This is a genomic window from Nocardioides sp. OK12, from assembly GCF_024341885.1.
In the GTDB taxonomy this organism is placed as follows: domain Bacteria; phylum Actinomycetota; class Actinomycetes; order Propionibacteriales; family Nocardioidaceae; genus Nocardioides; species Nocardioides marinisabuli.
The window spans coordinates 441,980-463,586 of sequence record NZ_BNET01000001.1 but is presented as its reverse complement, the minus strand read 5'-3'; the positions used below and the strand labels follow the sequence as shown (position 1 = coordinate 463,586).

The following is a 21,607-nucleotide window of genomic DNA, read 5'->3' as shown; positions in this document are numbered from 1 at the left end:
CTCGAGCCCCGGCCTTCGCTGGTCGACCAAGAATGAGGGGCACCAGCGTGAGGAGCCGAGAAGCCGGCCGTCCGACCACCCGACACCCGTTCCGATCCTCGAGGAGCACCCATGAGCGACCACCCCCGGCTGCTGCACACCGCGATCGACGCCACGGACGCCCGCGGACTGGCCGAGTTCTACCGCCGATTGCTCGGCCTGACCTACCGCCCCGGTGACGAGCCTCCGCCCGACGGGGACGAGGACGAGGCGGACTGGCTCGTGCTGGTCGACGACCAGGGCGGACGGGTGCTCGCGGTCCAGGAGGTCGAGGAGCTCGCCGCGACGACCTGGCCGGTCCCTCGCGTACCCATGCAGATGCACCTCGACTTCGGCGTCGCCGACCGCGTGACCCTCGAACTTCACCGCCGGCGCGCCGAGGCCCTGGGCGCCCGGCTGCTCCTCGACCGGACCCACGACGACACCGAACCGCTCTACGTGCTGGCCGATTCGGCCGGTCACCCGTTCTGCCTGCTCGTCGCCACAGAGGACTGACCGGTTCGGGCCGCACACGGGCTCCGGAGCAACGCGTCGCACTCCGGCTCCTGACCGGGGAGCCGACCGCTCTGCGGTGCTCACCGGGGCTCCAGGGCACTGACGCAGGTGTGGACGAACCATTGCCTTCGAACGCACGTTCGAGTAAAATCGGGTCATGAACCAGCCCAGCCACGAGCAGCTTCCCGAGGTCGACGACCTCGACGCTGACCGGCTGCTCGAGGTGGCCCGCGAGGCCGAGGTCGAGGTACGTCGCGCCGAGCGCCGCCGGTTGCGGCTGGTGCTGCGCTGGTGCGACCTGCACCCCGCCATCGACGACTCCCAGCGGCTCTCGTGGGGCGAGCAGGACCGGGTCTGGGACTGCGATGCCTGGATCGGTGGCGAGGGGGTCCCGGCGGTGGCGGAGTTCACCGCCGAGCCGTTGGCGGCGGTGATGCGGATGTCACCGGCCGCGACCACCTCGCTGATGGGCGAGGCGCTCGAGCTGCGGCACCGCCTGCCCAGGATCCACGCCCGGGTGGAGTCCCTCGACGTCGCGCTGTGGCGCGCGCGTCGGGTCGCGAAGGCCACCCAGGGCCTCTCGGTCGAGGCCGCCGCGCACGTCGATGCGGTCCTGGCACCCCTCGTGGACTCCGTGGGCCCCACCCGCATCGACCGCGCGGTCGCCGAGGCGGCCGCCCTGTACGACCCCGAGACCCTCACCGACGCCGAGGAGCACGCCCGGGTCCACGAGTGGGGCATCACGCTGCGCCACCACCGCGCCGGTGAGGGCCGCCAGTGGGCTGGCACGTCCTGGCTCGCGATCACCGGTGACACCCCCACCCTGCAGCGCCTGCACGACCTGATCACCGACACCACCGCCCCACCCCCAAACCCCGACGGCAACCTCCACAGCGACCGCGACCTCGGCGTACGCCAGATCCAGGCCCTGGCCGAGGTCCTCGACGGCCTCGGCGCACCCCGCCCCCGGGTACGACTGGCCATCGACCTCACCACCGACGACCTCACCGGCCACAGCGCCCAGGTCGGACGGGTGCTCGGGCTGGGCCCCGCCACCCTCGCCACGATCCGCGACTGGCTCACCGGGGCCTCGGTCACCGTGCTGCCGGTCCTCGACATGGCCCGCACCGACGCCATCGACGCCCACGACCCGCCCCGGTGGATGCGCGACCTGGTCACCCGCCGCGACACCCACTGCGTGCACCCCTTCTGCGACACCCCCGCCACCCGCTGCGACCTCGACCACATCACCGCCTACATCCCCATGGACGAAGGCGGACCACCCGGCCAGACCCACCCAGCCAACCTGGCACCCCTGTGCAGGCACCACCACCGCAACAAGACCCACGGCCACTGGACCTACCACCGCACCCACCACGGCGACTACCTCTGGCACGACCAGCACGGACACACCTACGCCGTCACCCGCCAAGGCACCCTCGAGCTCGATCCAGGCTCGCCAGCCACGCCTCCGCGCTGACCCATCGGGTCGCGCTCGAATGGTGGAGGAACACGCTCTGGTGGCGGACCGGGCCGACCACCGCCACGTGCTCGGACAGGACGGCAAGGACGGCATCTGCGGCGAGCACCGCGTCGAGGTCGGCGGTCGCGACCGCGACCGCCACGACACCCACGCGCCGACCCGGCTCGTTCGAACCAGCCGGGTCGCGGCTAAACCAGGTGCGCGGCGCCACGCGCCCGTCCTAGCCTGGCGAGGTCCCAGCCCCGCACCCCAGGCAAGGTCACGTTGCTCCTCTGAGGCCCGTCCCAGCGTCCGACGCGACGCACCCGACCCCTCACCTGGAGCACCCATGCCCTCGACCCGACCCCTCTGCGTCGTCTCCGACCTCGACGTCACCTGGCCCGACGGGAGCCATGCCCTGCGCGGCCTGGACCTCACCCTCGGCCAGGGACGCGCCGGTCTCGTCGGCGCCAACGGCAGCGGCAAGTCCACCCTGCTGCGGGTGCTCGCCGGCGAGCTGGCGCCGACCCGGGGGCACGTGCAGGTGCGCGGCGAGGTCGCCCACCTGCCGCAGGACCTGACGCTCGACGTCGCCCAACCCGTCGCCACCTTCCTCGGCGTGGCCCCGACCCTCGAGGCCCTGCGCGCCATCGAGTCCGGCAGCACCGAGCAGCACCACTTCGACGCGGTGGGCGACGACTGGGACGTCGAGGAGCGCGCCACCGCCGAGCTCGACCGGCTCGGGCTCCCCACGCACACCCTGCACCGTCGCCTCGGGGAGCTCTCTGGTGGCGAGGTGACCCGGCTCGGCCTGGCGCGCCTGCTGCTGCGGCGCCCCGACCTGCTGCTGCTCGACGAGCCGACCAACAACCTCGACCGGGAGGGCCGCGAGCGGGTGCACGAGCTCGTCGCGACCTGGCCGCGCGCCCTGCTGGTCGTCAGCCACGACCGCGAACTGCTCGAACGGGTCGACCGCATCGCCGACCTGCGCGACGGCGCGGTGCGCTGGTACGGCGGCGGCTGGTCGTCGTACGCCGCCCAGGTCGCGGCCGAGCAGGAGGCGGCCCGGCAGGCGGTGACGACCGCCCGCAACGAGGTGCGCCGTCAGCGCCGCGACGTCGTGCAGGCCGAGAGGGCGCTGGCCCAGCGCCGCCGCGTGGCCGCGAAGGCCGAGGCCACGACCGGCATCGGCAAGGCGGCGCGCGACTACATGGTGGGGCGCGCCGAGCGCTCGGCCGCGTCCTACCGCCAGGTGCACGCCGACCGGCTCGGCTCGGCCCGCAGCGACCTCGACCGCGCGCAGGAGGCGCTGCGCGACGACGTGGCGATCCGCGTCGACCTCCCCGCGACCGAGGTGCACCGCGGCGCGCGGGTGCTCAGCAGCCGCGACCTGGTGCTGCGCACCGGCGCCGCCGTCGACGTCGAGGTGGTCGGCCCCGAGCGCATCGCCCTCGTCGGACCCAACGGCAGCGGGAAGACCACCCTGCTGCACACCTGGTCGGGGCGGCTGGCCCCGCTCTCGGGCGAGGTCCGCGCCCACGTCCCGGTCGCCCTGCTCCCCCAGCGCCTCGACGTCCTCGACGACGCCCTGCCGCTGGCCAGCGAGGTCGCTCGCCGCAACCCCGGCGCCACGACGGAGCAGGTGCGCGCCCGGTTGGCCCGCTTCGGCTTCCGCGGCGGCGCCGGCGACCGCCTCGTGGGCGACCTCTCCGGCGGCGAGCGGCTGCGCGCCACCCTCGCCGCCCTGCTGCTGGCCGACCCGGCCCCGCGCCTGCTGCTCCTCGACGAGCCGACCAACAACCTCGACCTCGCGTCGTACGACGCCCTGGTCGCCGCGCTCGCCGGCTACCGGGGCGCGCTGGTGGTCGCCAGCCACGACCGGGCCTTCCTCGACGACCTGGACCTCGGGCGCACCGTCGACCTCGGCGCTCCGCCGGTGGGAGGCTGAGCCGGTGACCACCACCGACAGTGCTGCCGCGGCCATCGCCTGCGAGAGGCGTGTCGCACTCACGGCGGATGCCTCCACCGATGGGACCGCTGCACCGCCGGCGTGGGTGGTGCTGACCACCGACGGACGCCTCGGCCTGTGGACCGCCCCGCCCACCTCTGCACGGGTGCGGGTGGTGCCCTGTGACCGCCGTGGTCGTCCCACGGGGACCGGCGCGCCCGTCGCCGGCCAGGCCGAGGTGGTCCGCTCCGGCGCCGTCTTCGACGAGGTGCGCGGGCGCGTGCGCGAGAAGTACGGGTGGCGCAGCCGGTTCGGCGCGCGACACGTCGACACCGTCGTGCTGGTCACGCCCGACCGGCCCACGGCACCCGGAGGTCCCAGCTAGTCGTCGATCACGTCCAGACCCTGCTCGCGCAGCCGGGCGAGGCCGGCCAGCATCTCCTCGACCGCCTCCGGCGGGTGGCGCGGCCAGTCGACCACCTCCGCGACGACGCGCAACGGGTGCCTGCTGCGGTAGGAGCGGGTGGGGTTGCCGGGGAACTTCTTGTCGGTGACGTTGGGGTCGTCCTCGAACGGACCGAGCGGGACCACCTCGTAGACGCGGCCCGAGTCGTCGTCGCCGTGCAGCGCGCTCGCCAGCTGGGCACCCCAGGCCGCGGTCGTGATCAGCGAGGTGAAGTAGACGTTGTTGGACGTCCGTCCTCGCTGGAAGTTCGATCCGTGGCCCGCCACCAGCTCCTCGCCGGGTGACAGCGCCACCCTGGTCCCGTGGAAGAACGGGCCCGCTCCGTGGTTCTCCTCCATGCCGTCATCCTCCACGATGCGGGCGCGACCGTCCTCAGGCGAAGAGTGCCTGGGCGACGAACTCGCCCTCGCCCACCCCGGGCGGCACGGCGAACAGCGCGGAGCCGGTGAAGCGCAGGTACTCCATCAGCGCGTCGTTCTTGGCCATCGCGTTCTGCACCGGGATGAAGCCGGTCGCGGGGTCGCGCACGAAGGCGATGAAGAACAGCCCGGCGTCGAGGCCGCCGAGGTCGTCGCTGCCGTCGACGAAGTTGTAGCCCCGGCGCAGCATCCGAGCTCCCCCGTGGGCGTCGGGGTGCACGACGCGGACGTGGGCGTCGGGAGCGATCACGGTGGTGCCGTTGCTGCCGGGCATCTCGAAGTCGGGCTCGGTGTGCTCCGAGCCTCCCGAGAGCGGCGCCCCGGTGCCCTTGGTGCGACCGATGAACGCCTCCTGCTCCCCCAGCGGCTGACGGTCCCAGACCTCGATCGTCATGTTGGTGCGCCGGGCCGCGAGGTAGGTGCCGCCCGCCAGCCACCCCGCGGCCGGGTCGTCGTCAGGGCCCACCCACACGTGCTCGGCGAGCGCCTCGGGCTCCTCGGCCTTCACGTTCGCGGTGCCGTCCTTGAACCCGAAGAGGTTGCGCGGGGTGGCCTGGCTGGTCGAGGTCGAGGAGGTGCGTCCGAAGCCCAGCTGCGACCAGCGCACCGAGACCCGGCCGAAGCCGATCCGCACCAGGTTGCGCACCGCGTGCACCGCCACCTGCGGGTCCTGCGCGCACGCCTGGATGCACAGGTCCCCGCCCGAGCGGCGCGGGTCGAGCACGTCCCCGGGGAAGTGCGGCAGGTCGCGCAGCGCCTCGGGCTGCCGGTCCGCCAGCCCGAACCGGTCGCGCCCCTCGGCGTCGCGGAACAGCCCGGGCCCCAGCCCGAAGGTGATGGTCAGTCCGCCCGGGGGCAGGCCGATCGCCTCGCCCGTGTCGTCGGGCGGCAGCAGGTAGCTGCCGCCGACGGCGCCCTCCGGCCCCGCGTCCTCGCCGCGGGTCATCCGCTCGGCGGCCTCGGTCCACTCCTGCAGCAGCGCCACCAGCTCCTCGCGAGAGTCGGTGGTGACGTCGAGCGCCGCGAAGTGCAGGCGGTCCTGGGCCGGGGTGACGATGCCGGCCTGGTGCTCGCCGCGGAAGGCGTACGACGCCGCCTCCACCACCGTCTCCGCGTCACCGCTCGTGACCGCGCGGCCGCCGGCGAACCCTCCGGCCACGCCCACGGCCGCTGCTCCGCCGCCGCCGAGCAGGCCGCGGCGCGAGACCCGCGCGGGGCTCACGCCAGGACGGCCGCGGTCAGTCGCGACAGCGGCTCGGAGAGCGCGTTGACGGCGTCGGCGAGCGCCTTGACCTCCTCGGTCCCGAGCTCGTCGTAGGCCACGAAACCGTCGCCGCTGCGGTGCTCGTCGAGCAGGTCCTGCAGCGCCTCGAAGCGGTCCTCGAGCGTCTCGGCGAGCTCGGGGTCCTTCTCGGCCACGATCGGCTGGACCCCCTCGAAGCCGACCCGGGCGCCGTCGACGTTGGCCTGGAAGTCGTAGAGGTCGGTGCGCGACCAGTACTCCTCCTCGCCGGTCACCTTGCCGGTGGCGACCTCCTCCAGCAGCCCGCGCGAGCCGTTGGCGATCTGGTCGACGGTGAAGTCGAGGCCCTGGATCTGCGCGTCGAGCGTCTCGGTGTTGGCCAGCAGGTCCTGGGCGTACGTCGAGCGCTGCCGCGGCGTGAGCGCGGTGTAGTCCTCGGCGCGGGCGGGCCACAGGTCCTTCTCGATGCGGTGCCAGCCGGTCCACTCCTGGCCCGGCTCGAGGTCGGCCTCGCGCAGGTCCATGCGGGGGTCGAGGTCGCCGAAGGACTCGGCCACGGTCTCGATGCGCTCCCAGTGGGTGCGCGCGACCGGGTAGAGCGCCCGGGCCTCGTCGTCCTCGCCCGCCTCGTAGAGCGCCACGAACCGCGCCGTCTTCTCCAGCAGCTGGGCCGACTGGTCCTCGACGTAGGCCTGGTAGCCGGCCAGGGCCGCGTCGACGAGCTCCTGCTCGTCGGCGGAGACGTCGCGCTCCTCCCCGGAGTCGGTCACGGTGAAGGCGGCGCGGATGCCCTCGCCGCTCATGCCCGGCTTGCAGGCGGTGCGGTAGGAGCCGGCGGGCACGCTCGTCACGAGCTGGCGGGTGGCCTGGGGTCCGATGTTCTCGATCTCGGCCACGATCCGCAGCCCGTCGTCGGCCAGCAGGTAGAACTCGGTGACCCGCGAGCCGGCGTTGGTGACGTCGAAGCGCAGCGTGCCCGACGGCGCCTCGACGTCGGAGACCTCGCAGGCCTCCTCGCTCGAGGTGACCGTCACCGTGCGGGAGTCCGCACCGGTCGCGGAGGACTCGGTGCTCTCGGTGCAGGCGGCCAGGGCCGGGAGGGCGACCACCAGGGCGGCGGCCAGGGGACGGGAGATCACGGTGTGCACGAGCAGGTTCCTCATCGGGTCAGTGGCCGGCGGCCGGGACGGGGCGACGGACCCGGGCCAGGAAGAGCGCCAGGACGGGCACGACGTACGCCACCCAGACCACCGCCTCCACCCAGGTCGTCTGCGGGGAGAAGTTGAAGACGCCCTTGAGCAGGGTGCCGAGCCAGCCACCGGCGCTGACGAGGCCGGAGACGTCGAAGGCGTAGGAGTGCAGGCCGGGCAGCACGCCGGCCTCCTGCAGGTCGTGGAAGCCGTAGGCCAGCACCCCGGCCGCCACCACGACGAGCAGCGCGCCGGTCCAGGTGAAGAAGCGGGTCAGGTCGATGCTGATCGCGCCGCGGTAGAGCAGCCACCCGAGCAGCACGGCGACGCCGATGCCGAGCAGGGCGGCGAGGATCGGGGTGGCGGTCTGCTCGCCGACCGCGTCGCCGGTCGCCTGCCGGGTGTTGCTCCACAGGATGAGCGAGGTCTCGAGGCCCTCGCGCCCCACCGCCAGCACGGCCACGAGGACCAGGCCCCAGGCCGGGCCGTCGGCGGTGGCGTCGACGCGACCGCGCAGCTGACCGCCCATCGAGCGGGCGGCGGTCGCCATCCAGAAGACCATCCAGGTCACGAAGCCGGCGGCGACGATCGACAGGGCGCCGCCGACCAGCTCCTGGGTCTGGAAGGTGAGCTGGCGGGCCTGCAGGCCCAGCACCACGGTGAGGGCCGCGCAGGACCCGAGGGCGAGCGCAACACCGGCCCAGACCCGCGGCAGCAGGTGCCGGCGACCCGAGGTGACGAGGTAGGCGACGAGGATGCTCACCACGAGGGAGGCCTCAAGACCCTCGCGCAGGCCGATCAGGAAGTTACCGAGCACCCGCCGGACACTAGACCAAACACTTAGGTTTGCCTAACCAAAGTGAGGTTCCCCTCAGCTGCAGCCGTCGGGTCCGCACACCGCGCCGTCGGCCCCGGCCCGGTCACCGACCGGCGCACCGACCATCTCGACGGCCGGGTGGGCGTCGTCCCAGGCCCGCTGCAGCACGTCGGCGAAGACGTCCGCGGGCTGGGCGCCGGCGATGCCGTAGCGCCCGTCGACGACGAAGAACGGCACACCGGTGGCCCCGTAGGCCCCGGCCTGGCGGATGTCGGCCTCGACCTCGTCGGCGTACTCGGTGGAGGCCAGCACCTCACGCACCCGCGCCTCGTCGAGCCCCGCGGAGACCGCGATCTCGGTCAGCACGTCGTGGTCGGCGACGTTGCGCGCCTCGATCATGTACGCCTTCAGCAGCGCCTCCTTGAGGTCGCCGCGCTGGGCGTGGTCGGCGGCCGCGTGCAGCACGCGGTGCACGTCGGCGGTGCCGACCCGGTGGGCCTGGCCCAACCGGTAGAGCAGCCCCTCCTCGGCCGCCACGGCCTCCATCTGGTCGATCATCTGCTGGCCGGCCCGGGGCCCGCCGCCGTACTTGCGGCCCAGGTGCTCGGCGATCGTCTCGTCGGCGACGGAGGGCGCGCCGGGGTCGAGCTGGAAGGAGCGCCACACGACCTCCACCTCGTCGCGGTGCTCGAAGTCGGCCAGGGCGGTCTCGAGGCGCCGCTTGCCGATGTAGCACCACGGGCAGACGACGTCGGACCAGATCTCGATACGCATGTGGGGCCCAACCCCGAGAGACCCCTGGTTCTTCCCGGGTGGCTCTCCGGGTCGCGACCCGCGTCATCCCCGATGCGCCGAGACCCCCGCGGGCGCGAGGCTCCGAGCATGATCACCATCGAGAACCTCACCCGACGCTACGGCGCCCACACGGCCGTCGACGACGTCACCTTCACCGCACGACCCGGGCGCGTCACCGGCTTCCTGGGTCCCAACGGCGCCGGCAAGTCGACGTGCATGCGCGTGCTCGTCGGGCTCACCCCGCCGACGTCGGGCAGCGCGACCGTGCTGGGCCGCCGCTTCGTCGACCTGCCCGACCCCGGTCGCGAGGTGGGGGTCCTGCTCGACGCCTCCGCCCAGCACGCCGGCCGCACCGGCCGCGAGACCCTGATCCTGGCCCAGCGCACGATGGGCCTGCCCCGGGCCCGGGTGCAGGAGATGCTCGACCGGGTCAGCCTCACCGACGAGGAGGCCGGGCGGCGGGTGCGGCACTACTCGCTGGGCATGCGCCAGCGGCTCGGCATCGCCCACGCCCTGCTCGGCGACCCGGAGGTGCTCGTGCTCGACGAGCCCGCCAACGGCCTCGACCCCGCCGGCATCCGCTGGATGCGCGACCTGCTGCGCGAGTACGCCGACCACGGCGGCACCGTGCTGCTCTCCAGCCACCTGCTGCACGAGATCGAGGTGGTCGCCGACGACCTCGTCGTCATCGGCCGCGGGCGGATCGTGGCCAGCGGCACCAAGGCCGAGCTGCTCGCCTCGGCCGGCACCGTGGTCCGCTCCCCCGACCCCGAAGCCCTGGCGCGGGCGCTGGCCGGGGCCGGGCACGGCGCCGAGGCGAACCGTGACGGCGCGCTGACCACCGACGCCCCGCCCGACCTCGTCGGCCGGCTGGCCTTGGAGGCGGGCCTGGCCCTCTCCGAGCTGCGCGCCGCCGACGGCGCGGGCCTGGAGCAGATGTTCCTCGACCTCACCGCCGACACCCAGCGCGAGACCCAGAGCGAGACCACCACGACCCCTCCAGGAGCAGCAGCATGAGCACCCCGACCCTGACCACCCCCGGCACCGTGCCCGGCCCCCGCACCCCAGCGGCGTACGCCGCCCGCCCGGCGCCGCCCCCGATCCCCTTCGCCCGGCTCCTCGAGGTCGAGCTGCGCAAGATGTTCGACACCCGCTCGGGAGCCTGGCTGATGATCGGCGTGGGCGTCCTGTCGGTGCTGGCCAGCGGCGCGGTGGTGCTGTGGGCGCCCGACGAGGCCATCACCTACGCGGCGTTCGCCCAGGCGGTCGGCTTCCCGATGGCGGTGCTGCTGCCGGTCATCGCGATCCTCTCGGTCACCAGCGAGTGGAGCCAGCGCAGCGGGCTGACCACCTTCACCCTCGTGCCCCACCGGGGACGGGTCATCGCCGCGAAGGCCGTGGACTCCGTCGTGGTCGCGGTCGGCGGGATGCTCGTCGCCGCCGGCGTCGGGGTCCTGGGCAACCTCCTCGGCTCGGCCCTGGCCGGCACGCCGACGGTGTGGGACGTCACCCTGGCTGACTTCGCCGCCATCGTGCTGGCCAACGTCCTCGGCGTGCTGATCGGCTTCATGCTCGGGGTGGTGCTGCGCAGCTCGTCGGCCGCGCTGGTCGGCTACCTGGTCTACGTCTACGTGTTCACGGGGCTGACCTTCGCCCTCGCCCAGGCCCAGCAGTGGTTCGCCGACCTGCAGCCGTGGGTCGACTTCAACTACACGCAGGGCTCCCTCTTCGAGGGCTTCCCCGCGACCGCGCAGGCCTGGGCCCAGCTCGGCGCCACCAGCCTGCTGTGGCTGGTGCTGCCGCTCGCGGTGGGCCTGTGGCGGGTCGCCCGGGTCGAGGTGAAGTGACGCCGACGCCGACCCGGCGCGTTCGAACGCGCCGGGTCGGCGTCGGCGGTCGGGCTCAGCGGGCGGAGGAGCCCTCGACGTAGTCGGAGTCGTGGCTCTTGACCCACGCCATCAGCTTGCGCAGCTCGCGGCCGGTCTTCTCGATCGGGTGCGACTCGCCCTGCTCGCGGAACTTGGTGAACTCCGGCTGGCCGTTCTCCATGTCGGTCATGAAGCGCTCGGCGAACGAGCCGTTCTTGATGTCCTCGAGGACACCGACCATGTTCTGCTTCACGCGCTCGTCGATGACCCGCGGGCCGGAGACGTAGTCGCCGAACTCGGCGGTGTCGGAGACCGACCAGCGCTGCTTGGCGATGCCACCCTCGTACATGAGGTCGACGATCAGCTTGAGCTCGTGCAGGCACTCGAAGTAGGCGACCTCGGGCTGGTAGCCGGCCTCGGTGAGGACCTCGAAGCCGTACATGACCAGCTGCGAGGCGCCGCCGCAGAGCACGGCCTGCTCGCCGAACAGGTCGGTCTCGGTCTCCTCGGTGAAGGTGGTCTTGATGCCGCCGGCGCGCAGGCCGCCGATGCCCTTGGCGTAGGACAGCGCGAGCTCCCAGGCCGAGCCGGAGGCGTCCTTCTCGACCGCGACGAGCACGGGCACGCCGCGCCCGTCGACGTACTCGCGGCGCACCAGGTGGCCGGGGCCCTTGGGGGCGACCATGAAGACGTCGACGCCCTCGGGGGGCTCGATGAAGCCGAAGCGGATGTTGAAGCCGTGGCCGAAGACCAGGGTGTCGCCCTCGGCGAGCTGCGGGGCGATCTCCTCGGCGAAGAGCTTCTTCTGGTGCTGGTCGGGGGCGAGGATGACGATGACGTCGGCCTCCTCCGCGGCCTCGGCCGGGGTCAGCACGCGCAGGCCCTCGGCCTCGGCCTTGGCGCGGCTCTTGGAGCCGGGCTGCAGGCCGATGCGCACGTCGACGCCCGAGTCGCGCAGCGACAGCGCGTGGGCGTGGCCCTGGCTGCCGTAGCCGATGACGGCCACGTTCTTGCCCTGGATCAGGGACAGGTCGGCGTCGTCGTCGTAGAACATCTCAGCCACGGGGGCTTCTCCTTCTGGTGGTGGACCGGGTGGACCTGGTGGTGGGTTTCAGACTGCTGCGGGAGGGGCGGGCACGGCCACCGGGCGCTGGCTGCGCTCGGAGATCGAGCGCGGGCCGCGCCCGATCGCGACCATGCCCGACTGCACGAGCTCACGGATGCCGAAGGGCTCGAGCATCTTGAGGAAGTCGGCGATCTTGCCCTGGTTGCCGGTGATCTGCATGGTGATGGCGTCGGGCGCCACGTCGATCACCTTGGCACGGAACAGCTGCACGGTGTCGAGCACCTGCCCGCGGGTCTCGGCGTTGGCGCTGACCTTGACCAGCACCAGCTCGCGGTTGACCGAGGCGTCGGGGTCGAGCTCGACGATCTTGATGACCTCGATGAGCTTGTTGAGCTGCTTGGTGACCTGCTCGAGCGGCGACTCGTCGACGTTGACCACGATGGTCATCCGGGAGACCTCGGGGTGCTCGGTCGGTCCGACGGCGAGGCTGTGGATGTTGAAGCCGCGGCGGCTGAAGAGCCCGGCGATGCGGGTCAGGACGCCGGGCTTGTCCTCGACCAGGACGGACAGGGTGTGCTGGGTCATCGAGAGGTCCTCACAGGTCGTCCTGGTCGAAGTCGGGCGCCAGGTCGCGGGCGTACTTGATGTCGTCGTTGCTGGTGCCGGCGGCGACCATCGGCCAGACCATCGCGTCGCGGTGCACGCGGAAGTCGACGACCACCGGCACGTCGTCGATCTCCATGGCCTTCTCGATGGTGGCGTCGACGTCGTCGGGGCCGTCGCACGCCAGGCCCACGCAGCCGTAGGCCTCGGCCAGCTTGACGAAGTCGGGGATCCGCACCGGGCCGCCGTGGCGCTGCAGGTTCGTGTTGGAGTAGCGCTCGTTGTAGAAGAGCGTCTGCCACTGGCGCACCATGCCCAGCGACTCGTTGTTGATGACCGCCACCTTGATCGGGATGTTCTCGATCGCGCAGGTCGCGAGCTCCTGGTTGGTCATCTGGAAGCAGCCGTCGCCGTCGATGGACCACACGGTGGCCTCGGGGCGACCGACCTTGGCGCCCATCGCGGCCGGCACCGAGTAGCCCATGGTGCCCAGGCCGCCGGAGTTCAGCCAGGTGCGCGGGTGCTCGTACTGCACGAAGTGGGCGGCCCACATCTGGTGCTGGCCCACCCCGGAGGTGTAGATCGCCTCGGGCCCGGCGATGGCGCTGAGCCGCTCGATGACGTGCTGGGGGGCCAGGGTGCCGGCGGGCGACTGCTCGTAGCCGAGCGGGTACTTCTTCTTGACCCCCGCCAGGAACGACACCCAGCCCTCGTAGTCGCCGGTGTGGCCGGCGTCGGCCTCGGCCTGCAGGGCCACCACGAGGTCGGAGATGACCTCGCGGCAGTCGCCCACGATCGGGACGTCGGTGTAGCGGTTCTTGCCGATCTCGGCCGGGTCGATGTCGGCGTGGATCACCTTGGCGCCGGGCGCGAAGGAGTCGAGGTTGCCGGTGACGCGGTCGTCGAAGCGCGCGCCGAGGCTGATGATCAGGTCGCTCTTCTGCAGCCCGGCCACGGCCGCGACGGTGCCGTGCATGCCGGGCATGCCCAGGTGCTGGGGGTGGCTGTCGGGGAAGGCGCCCAGCGCCATCAGCGTGGTCACCACCGGCATGCCGGTCATCTCGGCGAGCACCCTCAGCTCGCGCGAGGCGTTGGCGCGGACCGTGCCGCCGCCGACGTACAGCACCGGGCGGCGGGCCTCGAGGATCAGCCGGGCGGCCTCGCGGATCTGCTTGCTGTGCGGCTTGGTCACCGGGCGGTAGCCCGGCAGGTGCAGCTCGGTGGGCCAGCGGAAGGTCGTCATCGACTGCAGCGCCGACTTCGCGACGTCGACCAGCACCGGGCCGGGGCGGCCGGTGGAGGCGATGTGGAAGGCCTCGGCGATCCGCTGCGGGATCTCGTCGGGGTCGGTGACCAGGAAGTTGTGCTTGGTGATCGGCATCGTGATGCCGCGGATGTCGGCCTCCTGGAAGGCGTCGGTGCCGATCAGCGAGGCACCCACCTGCCCGGTCACCGCGACCATCGGCACCGAGTCCATGTGCGCGTCGGCCAGCGCGGTGACCAGGTTGGTCGCACCGGGCCCCGAGGTGGCCATGCAGACGCCCACCCGGCCGGTCGCGGCGGCGTACCCCTGGGCGGCGTGGCCGGCGCCCTGCTCGTGGCGCACCAGGATGTGGCGGATGGAGGAGTCCATCAACGGGTCGTAGGCGGGCAGGATCGCGCCGCCGGGGATGCCGAAGATGTCGGTCGCGCCGGCAGCCTCGAGCGAGGTGACCAGGCTCTGCGCGCCCGTGATCTGTGTGCCTGAGGCTTCAGTGCTCATCCCTTGCCGCTTTCCTTGCTCGTGCGTGGTCCGCTCATGAAAAAACCCCTCGGCCCGGTGGGCAACGAGGGGCGACGCGCTGGCTGGTGCCGGGTCCGACTCAGCTCACGCGTCGCGTGGGTACGAGAAGGTCCTGGCGCATGGCTGCACGGTATCCCGGTGCCGCTCACCTCGTCACGCCAGTCTGTCACGCGTCCCAGCATCCGAGACGTCGGTCCCACATGCTGGCGGCACGGGCGTTCAGGGCAGGACCTCCTGGCCGACCGGTCCCGGGTTCCAGGCGACCTCCCAGCGGTAGCCCGCCGGGTCGGCGAAGTAGCCCGTGTAGCCGCCCCAGGCGCGGTCCTGGGGCGCCAGCACCGCCCGGGCGCCGGCGACCCGGGCCTGCTCGAGCACCTCGTCGACCTCCTCGCGGGTCGCGACGTTGTGCGAGATCGTCAGCGGCGCCGCGCCCGAGCCGAGCGGGCCGATCTCGGCCTCCATCGCCGAGCGGTCCCACAGCGAGAGCACCAGGTGCTCGCCGACCCGCAGCATCAGCACCTCCTCGTCGTCGTGGCTGGCCTGCCAGCCCAGGCCGTCGAGGAAGAAGGTCCTCGAGGCGTGCAGGTCACGCACGCCCAGGGTGATGAAGCTGATCCGCTGATCCACGCCCCCATGGTCCCAGATGCCCTACGGTCATGGCCCATGACGTCGAGGCACCGGTCCTTCCACGCCCTGGTCGCCGTCCTGGCGACCGCGGCCCTGCTGCTGCAGCTGGTGCTGGTCCTCCAGGGCGGGCGGGTGCTCGACGAGCAGTCCGTGCCACCGCTGGAGGTGCGCCTGGGCCGGCTGGTCTCCTACTTCACGATCCAGAGCAACCTGCTGGTCGCCCTGGCCGCCGTCCACCTGGCCCGCAGCGCCCGACCGGGGCGCCCGGTGCTGCGCCTCGACGCCCTGGTCGGCATCACCATCACCGGGCTGGTGCACTTCGTGCTGCTGCGCCCGCTGCTCGACCTCGAGGGCCTCGACGCGCTCGCCGACGCGATGCTGCACCTCGTGGTGCCCATCGCGGCGCTCGTCGGCTTCGTCGCCGTCGGACCCCGCCCGCGCGTCACCCGTCGTACGGCGGGCCTGGCGCTGGCCTGGCCGCTCGGCTGGCTGGCCTGGACCCTGGTGGTGGGGCTGGTGACCGGCTGGTTCCCCTACCCCTTCCTCGACCACCGCGAGGAGGGCTGGGCGGCGGTCGTCGTCACGTGCGCCGCGATCACCGCGCTCTTCGTGCTGCTGCTCGGCGCCCTGGCGCTCCTGGACCGCTCCCGCACCCGCGGTCCCGAGAAGCAGCCGGTCCGATGACCCGCAGCGTGCGCACCTTCTGCCGCATCTGCGAGGTGCACTGCGGCCTGGTCGTCGACGTCGAGGGCACCCCCGGCGCCGGCGGGGGCGAGCGGGTCGTCAAGGTCCGGCCCGACCGGGAGCACCCCGTCTCCCGGGGCTACTGCTGCGTCAAGGGACTCGGCCTCGGCGCGCTGCACCACGACGAGGACCGCCTCGAGACGCCGCTCAAGCGGGTCGACGGCGAGCTGGTCCCGATCAGCTGGGAGCAGGCCAACCGCGAGATCGGCGCCCGGGTGCGTGCGCTGGTCGACAAGCACGGGCCGCGCGCGGTCGGGATGTACCAGGGCAACCCCACCTTCTTCTCCCTGGCCGGCACCCTGATGTCGGCCGGGTACGTCGAGGCGCTCGGCTCCCCCAACGTCTTCGCGTCGCACTCCATCGACGTCAACACCAAGTTCCACGTCTCCACCGAGATGTACGGGCTCTCGCTGGTGCAGCCGGTGCCGGACCTCGCGCACGTCGAGATGTTCGTGTGCCTGGGCTCCAACCCGCTGGTCAGCCAGATGTCGGTGGTGCAGGTCGCGGACGCGGCCGGGGTGCTGCGCGCGGTCGAGGAGCGCGGCGGCCGGGTCGTGGTCGTCGACCCGCGGCGCACCGAGACCGCGCGCCGCGTCGGCGAGCACGTCGCGATCCGTCCCGGCACCGACGCCTACCTGCTGGCCGCGATGCTGCACGTGGTGACCCGCGAGGTCGGCGTCGACCTGGGCCCGGCCCGCGCGGTCGCCCGGGGCGTCGACGCCTTCGTGGCCGCCGGCGCACCCTGGACCCCCGAGCGCGCCGAGGCCGTGACCGGGGTGCCGGCCGCGACCGTCCGCGAGCTCGCGACGGCGTACGCCGCCGCCGACGGGGCCGCGCTCTACTGCTCGACCGGGGTCAACATGGGGCCCTTCGGCTCGATCTGCGCCTGGCTGGTGCAGGGGCTCAACCTGCTCACGGGCAACCTCGACCGGCGCGGCGGGCTGCTGGTGCCGCGCGGCGCCTTCGACACCCTGCGCCTGGCCGACCTGGCGGGCCTGGGCCGCTTCGACGAGCACCGCACCACCGACGGGCGCTGGCACCGGGTCGCCGGCGCGTTCCCCGTCGCGGCGCTGGCCGACGAGATCACCACCGAGCACCCCGACCGCATCCGGGCGCTGTTCGTGACCTCCGGCAACCCGGTGCACTCGGTGCCCGGCGGCCGGCTGGCCGCGGCGCTGGAGCGGCTCGACCTGGTCGTCAGCGTCGACCTCTACCGCAACGAGACCGCCGCGCACGCCGACTACGTGCTGCCGGCCACCGACATGCTCGAGCGCAGCGACTTCCCGGCCTCCCACCAGTCGCTGCAGGTGGTGCCGCACGCGCAGTGGACCCCGCCGGTGGTCGCCCCGCTGGGCGAGCGGCGTACGGAGTGGCGGATCTTCTCCGACCTGGCCCTGGCCTCGGGGGTGCGCCCGTGGGGCACCACCCCGGCCCACCTGCTCCCCCGGCTCAACCGGCTGCTGGCCCGGCTGCCCGGCTCACCGCAGGTCGGCTTCGAGCAGCTGCTCGCGGTGCTGCTGCGCTGGGGCCGGCGCACGACGCTCGGCGAGCTGCGGCGCCGACCCGAGGGCGTGCTGCTGCCCCCGACCGAGCCGGGCACCTTCCTGGGCCGCCGGGTCGCGACGCCCGACGGGCTGGTCGACCTGGCCCCCGCCGACCTGGTCACCGACCTCGAGCGGCTGGCCGCCATGGAGGCGGACCTCGCGCGCCCGGGCGTGCTGCGGCTGGTGGGGCGCCGCGACCGGCGCTCGCACAACAGCTGGATGCACAACAACCCCTACATCGAGCAGCCCGACGGCAACACCGCGCTGCTGCACCCCCTCGACGCCGAGGAACGCGCGATCGCCGACGGCGACGAGGTCGAGGTGCGCGGCGAGGCCGGTGCGGTGCGGCTGCCGGCGCGGCTGACCACCGACGTCGCTCGCGGGGTCGTGGTGGTGCCGCACGGCTGGGGCCACCGCGCCAGCGGCGCCTCGCGGGCCCGCGCCCGCGCCGGGGTCAACGTCAACGAGGTGGTGCCCGGCGGGGCGCCGCACATGGAGCCGGTCAGCGGTCAGGCGGTGATGCTGGCCCACGTCGTCGAGGTGGTGCCGGTCGCCGCGCTCAGCCCCACGTCTGGGTGATCTCGCTGCGGCGGTGGTCGACGACCACCCGGCAGGAGGCGCCGTTGACAAGCGGCAGGTTCGGCGGCACGTGGCCGACGTCGACCCCCAGCACCAGGGGCACCTCCAGCGGGCCGAGCGCGTCGACGACGGCCTGGCGCTGGGTGAGGCCGGGGCTGTCGGGCGCCGACGTGCGGCCCACCAGCACCGCCTCGGCCTCGTCGAACCAGCCGGCCATCCGCATGCCGTGCAGCGCGCGGCAGACGTCGAAGGCGGCGTGCTCGGCCGCCTCCACGTAGACCACCAGGCCCTCGTCGACCTGGCTGCGGCCCCAGCCCGCGACGTCGGCGCACGGCGTGCCGACCAGCGGGCCGAGCACCTCGATGCAGCCGCCGACCAGGCGCCCGGTCAGGTCGAGACCGCCGCCGCCGACGACCTCCCAGGCGCCGGTCGCCTCGAGGCGCTGCTCGGTGATCGCCGGCGTCGCCTCCCAGTCGTCGAAGCCGCCGGTGCGGTGGCGCCCCGGCGAGGACTGCACGACCGGGTCGCCCGGGTCGGTCTCGAGCACGTCGACCCAGTGCGCGAGCCCGTCGGGCTGGCGGTAGGGGGTGTCCATCAGGTTGCCGCCGTGCAGCGAGGCCCAGCCCAGCCGGGTCAGCAGCGGCACCATGAGCGTGGTCAGGTCGCTCCAGCCGACCAGCCAGGTCGGCTCGGCGGCCGCCAGCGCGTCCCAGTCGAGGTGGTCGAGGACCTGGATGGCCAGCTCGCCGCCCCACGGCGGCACGACCGCGCGCACGTCGGGGTCGCAGAGCATCGCGGTCAGCTCGGCCGCGCGCTGGGCGGCCGGGGCCGCCACTCCCCCGTCGGGCGTCTCCAGCACGGCCCCGCGGCGCACCTCGTAGCCGCGCTGGCGCAGGTGGTCGCAGGCCACGTCGAGGCGTGCCGCCAGCGGGGTCTGCACCCCCGAGGAGGGCGCGGTGACCCCGATGGTGTCGCCGGGGCGGAGCGGGCGCGGGAAGCGGACCTCGGGCGTGGGGTCGGGGCTCATGCGCCCGAGGCTCCCAGGTCGAGCAGCTCGTCGCGAACCCGTGCGAGCCCGCGCGCCACCTCGTCGTACGACGTCGAGAGCGGCGAGAGCCCCAGGCGCAGGCCGCCGGGGTCGCGGTAGTCGGGGATCACGTCGGCCTCCCACAGCCGCGCGGTCACCTCGCGCATCGCCGGGTGGGTGAGCGTGACGTGGCCACCGCGGCGCCGCGCCTCGCGGGGCGTGGCGAGGCCGACGCCGAGCGGGGCGAGCAGGTCGTCGGTCAGCGCGAGGGCGTGCTCGGTGAGACCGACCGACTTGGCGCGCACCGCCACCATGCCGACCTCCTCGACCAGGGCGAGCATGTCCTGCAGCGCGAGCATGCCGACGACCGGCGGGGTGCCGGAGATCATCCGGCGGATGCCCGGCGCGGGGGTCCACCCGGGGCCCATGGCGAACGGGTCGGCGTGGCCCATCCAGCCCGGGATCGGCTGGCGCAGCCCGTCGAGCAGCCGCTCGGCGACGTAGACGAAGGCCGGCGAGCCGGGCCCGCCGTTGAGGTACTTGTAGGTGCAGCCGACCGCCAGGTCGACGCCCCAGGTGTCGAGCTCGAGCGGCACCGAGCCGACCGAGTGGCTCAGGTCCCACAGCACCAGCGCGCCCGCGTCGTGCACCGCGGCCGTGATCGCCGGTGCGTCGGCCAGCCACGCCGAGCGGTAGGCGACGTGGCTGAGCAGCACCACCGCGGTCTGCTCGCCGACCACCTCCTGCACCTGCTCGAGGGTGGCCCCGGCGCTGGTGTCGACGTCGATCCAGCGCAGCGTGAGCCCGAGCTCGTCGGCGACCCCGGCTGCGACGTAGCGGTCGGTCGGGAAGTTGTCGCGGTCGAGCACGACCTCGGTGCGACCGGGGCGGGCCGCGACCCCGGCGCGCAGCGCCTTGTAGAGCAGCACCGTGGTCGAGTCGCCCACGACCACCTGGCCGGGGGCCGCGCCCAGGCACGCCGAGCCGATCCGGTCGCCGACGACGGTCGGCAGGTCCATCCAGGCCTCGTCCCAGCCGCGGATCAGCCGGCCGCCCCACTCCTGGTCGACGAAGCTGCGCAGCCGCTCCCCCGTGGTGCGCAGCGGGCGGCCCAGCGAGTTGCCGTCGAGGTAGACCAGCGGCGTCTCGGAGCCGACGAAGCGGTCGCGGTACGACGCCAGCGGGTCCTCGGCGTCCAGGCGTGCGGCGGTCTCGTGGGTGGTGGAGGTCACGGCGCATGTCTACCCCACCGGGCCCGCTCCTAGACTCCCCGCCATGTCCCCCCTCGCTTCGAGTCCTGGGTCGATCCGACCCGAGCTGCTGGAGGTGCTCGCGCGGCGGGCCCTGACCGAGGACGCCGCCCGCCCCGAGGCGGTCGAGGCGCTGCACGCGCGCGGTGGCCGCACCGCCCGCGAGCAGGTCGCGGCGCTCGTCGACCCCGGCAGCTTCGTCGAGTACGGCCGCTTCGTCACCGCCGCCCAGGAGGACAAGCGGTCGATGGACGACCTGCTCGACCGCACCGTCGCCGACGGCATCGTCGGCGGGCTGGCCACCATCGACGGCCGCCCGGTCGCGGTGCTGTCCTACGACTACCTGGTGATGGCCGGCACCCAGGGCATGCGCGGGCACCGCAAGACCGACCGGCTGCTCGACGTCGTCGAGCGCCTCGCCCTGCCCTGCGTCTTCTTCGCCACCGGCGGCGGGGGCCGCCCCGGCGACACCGACATCCCGCTGGTCTCCGCGCTCGACGTGACCACCTTCGCCGCCTGGGCCCGGCTGTCGGGGAAGGTGCCGCGCATCGCCGTCGTCGAGGGCCCCTGCTTCGCCGGCAACGCGGTCGTCGCCGGCTGCTCCGACCTGGTCGTCGCCACGCCCCGCGCCTCGCTGGGCATGGGTGGCCCGGCGATGATCGCCGGCGGCGGGCTCGGTGACGTCCGGGCCGCCGACGTCGGCCCCCTCGACGTGATGACCGCCAACGGCGTGGTCGACGTCGCCGTCGACGAGGACGACGCGGTCGACGCCGCCCGCGCGCTCATCGGCTACTTCCTGGGCGACGAGGAGACCTGGGAGGTCCCCGACCAGACGCCGCTGCGCGAGGCCGTGCCCGACGGCGAGCGGACGTCGTACGAGCTGGGGCCGGTGGTGGAGACGATCTGCGACGCAGGCACGGTCACCGAGGTGCGCCCCGACTTCGCGCCCGAGCTGCTGACCGCGCTGGGGCGCATCGAGGGCCGCACCGTCGGCCTGCTCGGCAACGACACCCGGCACCTGGCCGGCGCGATCACCGCCGACGCCGGCGACAAGGCCGCCCGGTTCCTCCAGCTGTGCGACGCCCACGGCTTCCCCGTCGTGTCGCTGGTCGACACCCCCGGGATGATGGTCGGCCCCGACGCCGAGCGCACCGGCCTGGTGCGCCACACCTCACGGCTGCTGGTCGCCGGCGCCCAGCTGCAGGTGCCGCTGGTCGGGGTGGTGCTGCGGCGCGGCTACGGCCTCGGCGCCCAGGCGATGCTCGGCGGCAGCACCCACCAGCCGCTGATGACGCTGGCCTGGCCCGGCGCGCACCTCGGCGCGATGGGTCTCGAGGGCGCGGTGCGCCTGTCGATGCGCCGCGAGCTCGAGGCGATCGAGGACGAGGCCGAGCGGGAGCAGCAGGTGCGCGAGCTCACGGCGTACGCCCAGGCGCACTCGACGGCCCTCAACGTGGCCCGGCACTTCGAGATCGACGACGTCATCGACCCCGCCGAGACCCGTCAGGTGCTCGCCGCCGTGATCGGCGCCGCGGCCCGTGACGGCCGCCTCGTCGGCTCCGGCCGCACCGTCGACACCTGGTAGCAAGCCGAGCAGTCACTTCTGAACCACCGAGCAGTCACTTTCGCACCCGCCGCGGGT

At 73.6% G+C, this 21,607-nt stretch carries 20 protein-coding genes; 9 read left to right on the top strand and 11 right to left on the bottom strand.

What is annotated here, in order from left to right; all coding sequences use genetic code 11:
- Positions 1-111: 111 nt before the first annotated feature.
- From OCU29_RS02270 to OCU29_RS02255, 4 genes are all read left to right on the top strand, one after another.
- Positions 112-534 carry a VOC family protein gene (locus tag OCU29_RS02270; protein WP_261818641.1) on the top strand — a complete coding sequence of 141 codons (423 nt, stop codon included), beginning with the start codon at positions 112-114 and terminating at the stop codon, positions 532-534.
- A 157-nt stretch (positions 535-691) separates the two neighbouring features.
- The gene (locus OCU29_RS02265; RefSeq protein WP_261818640.1) at positions 692-2,014 is read left to right on the top strand and encodes an HNH endonuclease signature motif containing protein; all 1,323 of its coding nucleotides are present in this window, start codon (positions 692-694) and stop codon (positions 2,012-2,014) included.
- Between the two features lie 331 nt (positions 2,015-2,345).
- The gene (locus OCU29_RS02260) at positions 2,346-3,944 is read left to right on the top strand and encodes an ATP-binding cassette domain-containing protein (protein ID WP_261818639.1); all 1,599 of its coding nucleotides are present in this window, start codon (positions 2,346-2,348) and stop codon (positions 3,942-3,944) included.
- A 4-nt stretch (positions 3,945-3,948) separates the two neighbouring features.
- Positions 3,949-4,329, top strand: coding sequence for a hypothetical protein (locus OCU29_RS02255; RefSeq protein ID WP_261818638.1), 381 nt, complete (start codon positions 3,949-3,951; stop codon positions 4,327-4,329).
- Here OCU29_RS02255 and arr read toward each other — a convergent pair.
- From arr to OCU29_RS02230, 5 genes are read right to left on the bottom strand one after another with little or no spacing between them, the layout of a single operon-like run.
- Entirely contained in the window at positions 4,326-4,748 is a 423-nt protein-coding gene (gene arr, locus OCU29_RS02250; protein WP_261818637.1) for an NAD(+)--rifampin ADP-ribosyltransferase, read from the bottom strand. The genes OCU29_RS02255 and arr overlap by 4 nt on opposite strands.
- 34 nt (positions 4,749-4,782) lie before the next feature.
- On the bottom strand, positions 4,783-6,051 hold the full coding sequence (efeB, locus tag OCU29_RS02245) for an iron uptake transporter deferrochelatase/peroxidase subunit (protein ID WP_261818636.1): 1,269 nt from the start codon (positions 6,049-6,051) through the stop codon (positions 4,783-4,785).
- Positions 6,048-7,235: an iron uptake system protein EfeO gene (gene efeO / locus OCU29_RS02240; protein WP_261818635.1), complete on the bottom strand. Its 1,188-nt coding sequence runs from the start codon at positions 7,233-7,235 to the stop codon at positions 6,048-6,050. Before efeO ends, efeB begins: the two co-directional genes overlap by 4 nt.
- A gap of 4 nt (positions 7,236-7,239) precedes the next feature.
- A complete protein-coding gene (efeU, locus tag OCU29_RS02235; RefSeq protein ID WP_261818634.1) occupies positions 7,240-8,079 on the bottom strand; it encodes an iron uptake transporter permease EfeU in 840 nt (279 codons plus the stop codon).
- Between the two features lie 54 nt (positions 8,080-8,133).
- On the bottom strand, positions 8,134-8,853 hold the full coding sequence (locus OCU29_RS02230) for a DsbA family oxidoreductase (protein ID WP_261818633.1): 720 nt from the start codon (positions 8,851-8,853) through the stop codon (positions 8,134-8,136).
- 108 nt (positions 8,854-8,961) lie between these two features.
- Between OCU29_RS02230 and OCU29_RS02225 the strand changes: the two genes are divergently transcribed.
- Entirely contained in the window at positions 8,962-9,891 is a 930-nt protein-coding gene (locus OCU29_RS02225; protein WP_261818632.1) for an ABC transporter ATP-binding protein, read from the top strand.
- A complete protein-coding gene (locus tag OCU29_RS02220) occupies positions 9,888-10,721 on the top strand; it encodes an ABC transporter permease (protein ID WP_261818631.1) in 834 nt (277 codons plus the stop codon). Before OCU29_RS02225 ends, OCU29_RS02220 begins: the two co-directional genes overlap by 4 nt.
- 55 nt (positions 10,722-10,776) lie before the next feature.
- Here the strand turns inward: OCU29_RS02220 and ilvC are convergent, their stop codons facing one another.
- From ilvC to OCU29_RS02200, 4 genes are all read right to left on the bottom strand, one after another.
- A complete protein-coding gene (ilvC, locus tag OCU29_RS02215; protein WP_276529353.1) occupies positions 10,777-11,805 on the bottom strand; it encodes a ketol-acid reductoisomerase in 1,029 nt (342 codons plus the stop codon).
- A 48-nt stretch (positions 11,806-11,853) separates the two neighbouring features.
- Positions 11,854-12,393: an acetolactate synthase small subunit gene (gene ilvN / locus OCU29_RS02210; RefSeq protein ID WP_179615887.1), complete on the bottom strand. Its 540-nt coding sequence runs from the start codon at positions 12,391-12,393 to the stop codon at positions 11,854-11,856.
- 10 nt (positions 12,394-12,403) lie between these two features.
- A complete protein-coding gene (locus OCU29_RS02205; protein WP_179615886.1) occupies positions 12,404-14,173 on the bottom strand; it encodes an acetolactate synthase large subunit in 1,770 nt (589 codons plus the stop codon).
- A 240-nt stretch (positions 14,174-14,413) separates the two neighbouring features.
- Positions 14,414-14,821: a VOC family protein gene (locus tag OCU29_RS02200; protein WP_179615885.1), complete on the bottom strand. Its 408-nt coding sequence runs from the start codon at positions 14,819-14,821 to the stop codon at positions 14,414-14,416.
- Positions 14,822-14,857: 36 nt separating this feature from the next.
- On the opposite strand from OCU29_RS02200, the gene OCU29_RS02195 reads away from it, so the two are divergent.
- Together OCU29_RS02195 and OCU29_RS02190 are read left to right on the top strand one after the other, a co-directional pair.
- A complete protein-coding gene (locus OCU29_RS02195) occupies positions 14,858-15,505 on the top strand; it encodes a Pr6Pr family membrane protein (protein ID WP_261818630.1) in 648 nt (215 codons plus the stop codon).
- Entirely contained in the window at positions 15,502-17,688 is a 2,187-nt protein-coding gene (locus tag OCU29_RS02190) for a molybdopterin-dependent oxidoreductase (protein ID WP_261818629.1), read from the top strand. The genes OCU29_RS02195 and OCU29_RS02190 overlap by 4 nt, the downstream gene beginning before the upstream one ends.
- On the opposite strand, the gene OCU29_RS02185 is transcribed toward OCU29_RS02190, so the two are convergent.
- A complete protein-coding gene (locus OCU29_RS02185; protein ID WP_261818628.1) occupies positions 17,669-18,715 on the bottom strand; it encodes a S66 peptidase family protein in 1,047 nt (348 codons plus the stop codon). The two genes, OCU29_RS02190 and OCU29_RS02185, sit on opposite strands and share 20 nt — an antisense overlap.
- On the bottom strand, positions 18,712-19,947 hold the full coding sequence (locus OCU29_RS02180) for a kynureninase (RefSeq protein ID WP_261818627.1): 1,236 nt from the start codon (positions 19,945-19,947) through the stop codon (positions 18,712-18,714). The genes OCU29_RS02185 and OCU29_RS02180 overlap by 4 nt, the downstream gene beginning before the upstream one ends.
- Before the next feature lie 43 nt (positions 19,948-19,990).
- On the opposite strand from OCU29_RS02180, the gene OCU29_RS02175 reads away from it, so the two are divergent.
- Positions 19,991-21,550 (top strand): acyl-CoA carboxylase subunit beta, encoded by a 1,560-nt coding sequence (locus OCU29_RS02175; protein WP_261818626.1) that lies wholly within the window; start codon positions 19,991-19,993, stop codon positions 21,548-21,550.
- Positions 21,551-21,607 lie beyond the last annotated feature (57 nt).

Bases quoted from the DNA above. Each gene is read 5' to 3' on its own strand.
- OCU29_RS02175 (WP_261818626.1), top strand. From the start codon at position 19,991: ATGTCCCCCCTCGCTTCGAGTCCTGGGTCGATCCGACCCGAGCTGCTG.
- OCU29_RS02270 (WP_261818641.1), top strand. From the start codon at position 112: ATGAGCGACCACCCCCGGCTGCTGCACACCGCGATCGACGCCACGGAC.
- OCU29_RS02260 (WP_261818639.1), top strand. From the start codon at position 2,346: ATGCCCTCGACCCGACCCCTCTGCGTCGTCTCCGACCTCGACGTCACC.
- OCU29_RS02190 (WP_261818629.1), top strand. From the start codon at position 15,502: ATGACCCGCAGCGTGCGCACCTTCTGCCGCATCTGCGAGGTGCACTGC.
- OCU29_RS02230 (WP_261818633.1), bottom strand. From the start codon at position 8,853: ATGCGTATCGAGATCTGGTCCGACGTCGTCTGCCCGTGGTGCTACATC.
- efeO (WP_261818635.1), bottom strand. From the start codon at position 7,235: ATGAGGAACCTGCTCGTGCACACCGTGATCTCCCGTCCCCTGGCCGCC.
- ilvN (WP_179615887.1), bottom strand. From the start codon at position 12,393: ATGACCCAGCACACCCTGTCCGTCCTGGTCGAGGACAAGCCCGGCGTC.
- OCU29_RS02185 (WP_261818628.1), bottom strand. From the start codon at position 18,715: ATGAGCCCCGACCCCACGCCCGAGGTCCGCTTCCCGCGCCCGCTCCGC.
- OCU29_RS02195 (WP_261818630.1), top strand. From the start codon at position 14,858: ATGACGTCGAGGCACCGGTCCTTCCACGCCCTGGTCGCCGTCCTGGCG.
- OCU29_RS02225 (WP_261818632.1), top strand. From the start codon at position 8,962: ATGATCACCATCGAGAACCTCACCCGACGCTACGGCGCCCACACGGCC.
- OCU29_RS02205 (WP_179615886.1), bottom strand. From the start codon at position 14,173: ATGAGCACTGAAGCCTCAGGCACACAGATCACGGGCGCGCAGAGCCTG.
- OCU29_RS02265 (WP_261818640.1), top strand. From the start codon at position 692: ATGAACCAGCCCAGCCACGAGCAGCTTCCCGAGGTCGACGACCTCGAC.
- arr (WP_261818637.1), bottom strand. From the start codon at position 4,748: ATGGAGGAGAACCACGGAGCGGGCCCGTTCTTCCACGGGACCAGGGTG.
- OCU29_RS02220 (WP_261818631.1), top strand. From the start codon at position 9,888: ATGAGCACCCCGACCCTGACCACCCCCGGCACCGTGCCCGGCCCCCGC.